This window comes from Nostoc cf. edaphicum LEGE 07299, assembly GCF_015207245.1.
Lineage (GTDB): Bacteria > Cyanobacteriota > Cyanobacteriia > Cyanobacteriales > Nostocaceae > Nostoc > Nostoc edaphicum_B.
Genome location: NZ_JADEXF010000214.1, coordinates 1 through 6,473, shown reverse-complemented (window position 1 = coordinate 6,473; position 6,473 = coordinate 1). Strand labels below are relative to the sequence as shown.

Genomic DNA, 6,473 nt, shown 5'->3' with positions numbered 1-6,473 from the left:
ATGCTGCTAGCACCTTCTTTACTGGCAAAAGAAGATTGTCCCTTAAACGTATCAATTGCTTTTTCTACAGCTTGTTTTTCGGGGGCTAATACCAACTGACTATCATTTAAAACTACGCTATACGTCGGCTTGCCATTTTGTGTAGTTTCGACAATTTTTTGACCTTGATAGTCAGATTCCTGTAGTTTCACCCCTTTTTGTGACTTCAATTTGTTAGCAAAATTCAAGGCGCTGAGTTTGTCCTTGATTCCCACCACTATCAGGATATTTGATTCCTGCTGTAAATTTGTTGGTACATTAGTTGTCCCAGAGGGTACCTTTAACTGTGCAGGTTTGAGGGGATTTGGTGGCAATACAGCAATCATCACACCACCAGCCCAAGGCTTTATGTCTTTTTCATAAGAAACGTTACTGTCACTGAATATTTGCTTATTGAAATCTTCCAGACCTTTGGCCACTAACTTTTGTGCTTCTGGAGTGCCAAACTGTTGTAACTTTGCCCAGGCTTCAGAGTCAGTACTGATATAAGTTGCCATCAATGCTGTTGAAGGTACTACTTTAGCACTGCCTAGAGCGTCTGATGTACCTACTGGTGAGCCTTTAAAGTACATATAAGCCGCTATACTTCCTACGACAACGATGGCAGCACCAACAGCAGGAATGAGAAATTTTGATTTACTTTCAGGCATTTTTTTATCCTCTTTTGCTCAGATTGTCACCGAGATTTATACAAGTGTCACTGTAGAGTTTTCGGATTTATAATAACTTCCGCTAATCCATCGCTAGACTAACCCATGACAAAAGGATTCAGCAGCACGCTCATTGACAAGCTGCACATCTACCTCCTACTTGCAGAAAATTATTGCTTTTGACATCTAGTATTAATCGGATATTAATCATAAAGATTCTTAGTTAAACGTGATGTCTCAATCAGCAAACATCCTACTTAAAAATGATTTTTCACTACAAATGGGTTTTTGCAAATTAAATACATAGCAATCCTATCTGATTTGTAAAAATTGCAAGGGTAAGATTCCCGACAACTCTTATGAAGTTGAGAATCTCAATTGTTTACGAATGATTTCAGATTGCCATAGCATTTGGATCTCACAATCCATCTATGCAGCAAACAAGCTAGCGATGTCTACGACGGGCTACGCCTACGCCGATTTGTTAAAGAGGTTAAGAAGATTTGGGAAAGGCAACCTCAATCTACAAGCGTTTTCTCTAAGCGACTTTTACGGGCACTCGTCAATATGGGAGTTTTTACGGAGACAGAAATCGGTTATTGTACTCTCACACAACTGGTATCCTGCATTTAGTTTCAACTCCAGTTGGTATTTACTGATAAAATTAGTAATCCTACAAATTAGCGGTCTAAAATTACTCTCAAAAATACTTCAACCAGATGAGGAGCGAATCTGCAAATGATATGCTGTTCGTTTTAAACAAAATAGCGTGTTCAGCAGCAAGCTATCCTAAAGTTATAAAAATAATTAGGAGTATTTGTACTTAATGAGAATCTATCGAGGTGCAAGAGACTCTTGACTCAATGCCAAAAAAGTGCAGAACATCAGGAAAAGTAAATGCAGCAGGGATATGGAAAAAAATTCCAGCATCGGTAGCGGAAGTTCGGGTGAGATTAATTTCAATCCCCCAATCCCAAAAGGGAGTTCTCACCTCCATAATGCCCTGTTGATTTGGGAAATACATCAAATACCGCTATTTTACTTAATTACATCCAACCAAGCCAGACTTTTCAGGATTACAAGGTCAGTAAGCATCAATGTCGCAGTCTTATTTTGATACAGATAATAACGGACACAAACCTTTTGAGTTACCGGGAGCAAGACCACACTACAACCCCGATCGCCCCGGACAGGTAGAGCATATTTTTCTCGATCTCAGCTTGGATATTCCAAAGCTATGCTATCAAGGCAGTTGTAGCATTCACCTCTTGCCAATCCGTAATGGTATTGATCGTTTGACTTTGGATGCTGTCAACCTAAATATCGAGTCTGTGCAGGTGGACGAAGTGCCACAAAATTTTGACTATGACGATGAACAGCTTTCCATCCAACTTTCTCAGGCAACCCAAATTGGTAAACGCTTGCTGATTGCGATCGCTTACTCGGTGACAAAACCGCAACGCGGTATTTATTTTATTCAACCAGATAAGCACTACCCAAACAAACCTACTCAAGTTTGGACTCAGGGAGAAGACGAAGACTCTCGTTTTTGGTTCCCCTGCTTTGACTATCCAGGACAACTGTCTACTTCGGAAATTCGTGTCCGCGTTCCCAACCCTCTCGTGGCGATTTCCAACGGCGAATTGATTAACACCACAGAAGATGGTGATTACAAAATCTACCATTGGTTACAGCAACAAGTTCATCCTACCTACTTGATGACTTTAGCAGTAGGTGATTTTGCCGAAATTCAGGATGAGTGGAATGGTAAACCAGTTACCTACTATGTAGAAAAGGGACGCGAGGAAGATGCTAAACGCAGCATGGGCAAAACTCCCCGCATGATCGAATTTTTGAGCCAAAAGTATGGTTATCCATATCCTTTTCCGAAATACGCCCAAGTTTGCGTGGATGACTTCATCTTTGGCGGCATGGAAAATACCTCTACAACACTGTTAACAGACAGATGTTTGCTAGATGAACGCGCCGCCCTAGATAACCGCAACACTGAAGCTTTAGTCGTTCACGAACTCGCGCACCAGTGGTTTGGTGATTTGGTGGTGATTAAGCATTGGTCTCATGCTTGGATTAAAGAAGGGATGGCTTCTTACTCTGAGGTGATGTGGACAGAACAAGAATATAGTCTAGAAGAAGCAGCTTACTATCGTTTATTGGAAGCTCGTCGTTACTTAAGTGAAGATAGCAGCCGTTATCGCCGTCCAATGGTAACGCACGTTTACCGAGAAGCGATTGAACTTTACGATCGCCACATCTACGAAAAAGGATCTTGTGTTTATCACATGATTCGGGCCCAATTGGGAGATGAGTTGTTTTGGCAGGGAATTCAAACATTTGTCCAAGATAATGCTCATAAAACTGTAGAAACAGTAGACTTACTCAGGGCGATTGAAAAGGCAACCGGACGTAATCTTTTATTCCTGTTTGACCAATACGTTTATCGTGGTGGTCATCCCGATTTTAAAGTAGCTTACTCTTGGGATGGAGATGCTAATTTAGCAAAAATTACAGTCACTCAAACCCAAGCTGATGAAGGTAAAAATGGCAGTAAGGATTTGTTTGATTTAAAAATACCTATTGGTTTTGGCTATACCCAACAGGAAGAAGTCAGGAGTAACGGAAAACTCAGCACTTCATTCTCAGCACTCAAAACTTTTACTGTCCGCGTGAATGAACGCGAACAAAGCTTCTACTTTCCCCTAGAAAATAAGCCCCAATTTATTAGCTTTGATGTTGGAAATAATTACCTAAAAACAGTAACTTTAGAATATCCAATCGCGGAGTTAAAAGCACAGTTAGAATTCGATCCCGACCCGATTTCGCGTAGTTATGCAGCAGCAGCTTTGGCGAAAAAAGGTGGGTTAGAAGCAATCATTGCACTGTCTGCATCGCTAAAAAATGACCCATTGTGGGGTGTGCGCGTGGAAGTGGCGAAACAACTAGCCCAAATAAATTTAGATCAAGCCTTTGATGGCTTAATTGCTGGGTTAAAAGATAAAAATGCTTATGTGCGACGAGCTGTAGTGGAAGCACTTACTCAATTCAAAACTGCTGAAAGCTATAAAGTTGTGAGAGGGTTAGTGCAAAAGGGCGATCCCAGTTATTACGTGGAAGCAGCAGCTTCTCGTGTTATCGGGGCGATCGCATCGGCCAACTTGGAAGAAAAACCCAAGGAAGACAAGGTATTAAAGCTGCTGAAAGGAGTTTTAGAAGAAAAGGCGGGTTGGAATGAAGTCGTGCGGAGTGGGGCGATCGCCGGTTTAGCTGAATTCAAAACCTCGGAAGCAGCTTTAAATCTGCTGCTAGAATACACCAAACTCGGTGTACCACAACCCCTACGTTTAGCCACAATTCGCGCTTTAGGAAAGATTTCTGTAGGTCAAAGTCCAACTAATTTAGAACGGATTTTAGAAAAATTAACAGAATTAGCCAAAGAAAGCTTCTTTTTAACGCAAGTGTCGGTAGCAGCAGCATTAGGACAAATGGAAACGCCTAAAGCCGTGGGGATTTTGCGATCGCTAGCTGAACAAACAGCTGATGGGCGTGTACGTCGCTCTGCTGAAGAAGAAATTTCCAAGGTGCAAAAGAACATTGGTTCAGAAAAAACCCTGCGTCAACTGCGTGAAGATTTCGACCAACTCAAACAACAAAACCAGGAATTGAGAAGCCGTTTAGAAAACTTGGAGGCCAAATCTAAATAGCACTACATAATAATTAAAAGCAGGTTAAAAGCAGGTAATTGGTAATTGGGGCAAAGCTATTACCAATTACCACGTTTTTAGTTAATGCTGTAATTTTATTTTCCACTTAAATCATAGGTATAAATAAACATAGTACCAAGATCCCCAACTTCTGGTAGAAGCCGGGGATCTTTATGTTGTAAGCGGTTACTGAGTTTCAATTTGCATATATAGATACATATTTATAGTTATATAAATTAAAGTTAAGAAAAGATAAAATCATCTAAAAGTTGGATAAGTAGTTGTAGTTTTATAAAGTATAATTAAGAAAAAGATAAACAAATCTAGGCAGTAACAGATGCTAAAATCGCGTCGAACACTATCCCCAAAGGGTAGAGTTCTAGTTGTTTTAGATAGAAGACTACCGCTATCCTGCAACTTACAACTAACTTGTAGGTCAGGAGAAAAACAATCATTGTAAATTTTTCAGTTGAAGAGGCAAAAAAAGGCGTGGGTCAGTATCAACCTGCTCAACTAAAACTCTATAATCCAGATGCGATCGCTCGCTACTATAGTTACCGTCCTTGGCTAGCCTGGGGGCGAGTGCTGAGAATTATCTCCTCCTTTGCAGGATTTATATTCGGTCTGAAGTGGGACGAGTGGCAAGATAAAGTTGAGCAAAACAAGGGTAAACGAGCTATCCAGTTGCGAGAACTGCTCACCCGCCTGGGCCCGACTTTTATTAAAGTTGGTCAAGCCCTCTCCACTAGGCCTGACCTGATACGCAAAGATTTCTTAGAAGAACTGATAAAGTTACAAGACCAGTTACCACCTTTCGATAATGCGATCGCTTACCAGATTATCGAAAGTGAACTAGGCCGTCCAATTCACGAAAGTTTTAGCGAACTGTCACCTCACCCAGTTGCTGCTGCTAGCTTGGGTCAAGTGTACCGGGGTCGTCTGGTCAGCGGTGAAGAAGTCGCCGTAAAGGTGCAACGCCCCAACTTACACCCGGTAATTACACGCGACCTATATCTGATGCGTTGGGCAGCAGGTTGGCTAGCTCCTTGGTTGCCTTTAAATCTCGGTCACGACCTCACTTTAATTGTGGACGAGTTTGGCACGAAGTTATTTGAAGAAATTGACTATATTAATGAAGGCCGCAACGCCGAGAAATTTGCTAGCAACTTTCACAATGACCCACAAGTCAAAGTTCCAGGCATTTATTGGCGTTATACCAATACCCACGTTTTAACCCTAGAATGGATTGACGGCTTCAAGCTGACGGATACTCAACGCATCCGCGAAGCAGGTGTAGACCCAGAAGCAATTATCCAAATTGGTGTAACATCAGGATTGCAACAGCTTTTAGAATATGGTTTCTTCCATGCTGACCCTCATCCCGGCAATTTGTTTGCTGTAGCCGATGGTCGTATGGCTTATATTGACTTCGGCATGATGGATCAGTTGGAAGAAAGCACCAAAGAAACACTGGTCGATGCGCTAGTGCATTTAGTAAATAAAGACTATACCGACTTAGCTGAAGACTTTGTAAAATTAGGGTTTTTGACTCCAGATACGAATATTTGCCCGATAGTGCCCGCACTAGAAGCGGTGCTAGGAAACGCTATTGGCAAAAATGTCAAGGATTTTAACTTCAAAACTATTACCGATGAGTTTTCGGAACTGATGTACGAATATCCTTTCCGAGTCCCGGCAAAGTTTGCTTTGATTATTCGTTCTCTAGTTACCCAAGAAGGTATTGCCCTTAGCCTTAACCCCGATTTCAAAATTATTGAAGTGGGTTATCCCTATATAGCGCGGCGGTTGCTGACAGGGGAATCGCCGGAATTACGGCGACGATTATTGAATGTGTTGTTCAAAGATGGTAAATTTCAGTGGCAGCGGTTAGAGAATTTGATTGCGATCGCTCGTACCGATAACAACTTTGATGTATTGCCCACAGCTCAGATGGGGTTCCAATACTTAATGTCGGAAGAAGGTAAGTTTCTAAGGCGACAGTTGGTGCTTGCTCTCACCGAAGATGACCGCCTGCACACCGAAGATGTCCAACGCCTGTGGAACC

General features: G+C 41.8%; 4 protein-coding genes. 2 read left to right on the top strand and 2 right to left on the bottom strand.

Features of this window, described 5'->3' with window-relative positions:
* Both IQ229_RS08535 and IQ229_RS23830 read right to left on the bottom strand, forming a co-directional pair.
* Positions 1–689, bottom strand: a 689-nt coding sequence (locus tag IQ229_RS08535) for a DUF3352 domain-containing protein (RefSeq protein ID WP_194042896.1), incomplete at its 3' end; no start/stop codon positions are given.
* Positions 690–1,512: 823 nt separating this feature from the next.
* The gene (locus IQ229_RS23830; protein ID WP_228013310.1) at positions 1,513–1,713 is read right to left on the bottom strand and encodes a hypothetical protein; all 201 of its coding nucleotides are present in this window, start codon (positions 1,711–1,713) and stop codon (positions 1,513–1,515) included.
* A 73-nt stretch (positions 1,714–1,786) separates the two neighbouring features.
* Between IQ229_RS23830 and IQ229_RS08530 the strand changes: the two genes are divergently transcribed.
* Together IQ229_RS08530 and IQ229_RS08525 are read left to right on the top strand one after the other, a co-directional pair.
* A complete protein-coding gene (locus tag IQ229_RS08530; protein ID WP_194042895.1) occupies positions 1,787–4,408 on the top strand; it encodes a M1 family metallopeptidase in 2,622 nt (873 codons plus the stop codon).
* Positions 4,409–4,897: 489 nt separating this feature from the next.
* On the top strand, positions 4,898–6,473 hold a 1,576-nt coding region (locus IQ229_RS08525), incomplete at its 3' end, for an ABC1 kinase family protein (RefSeq protein WP_194042893.1).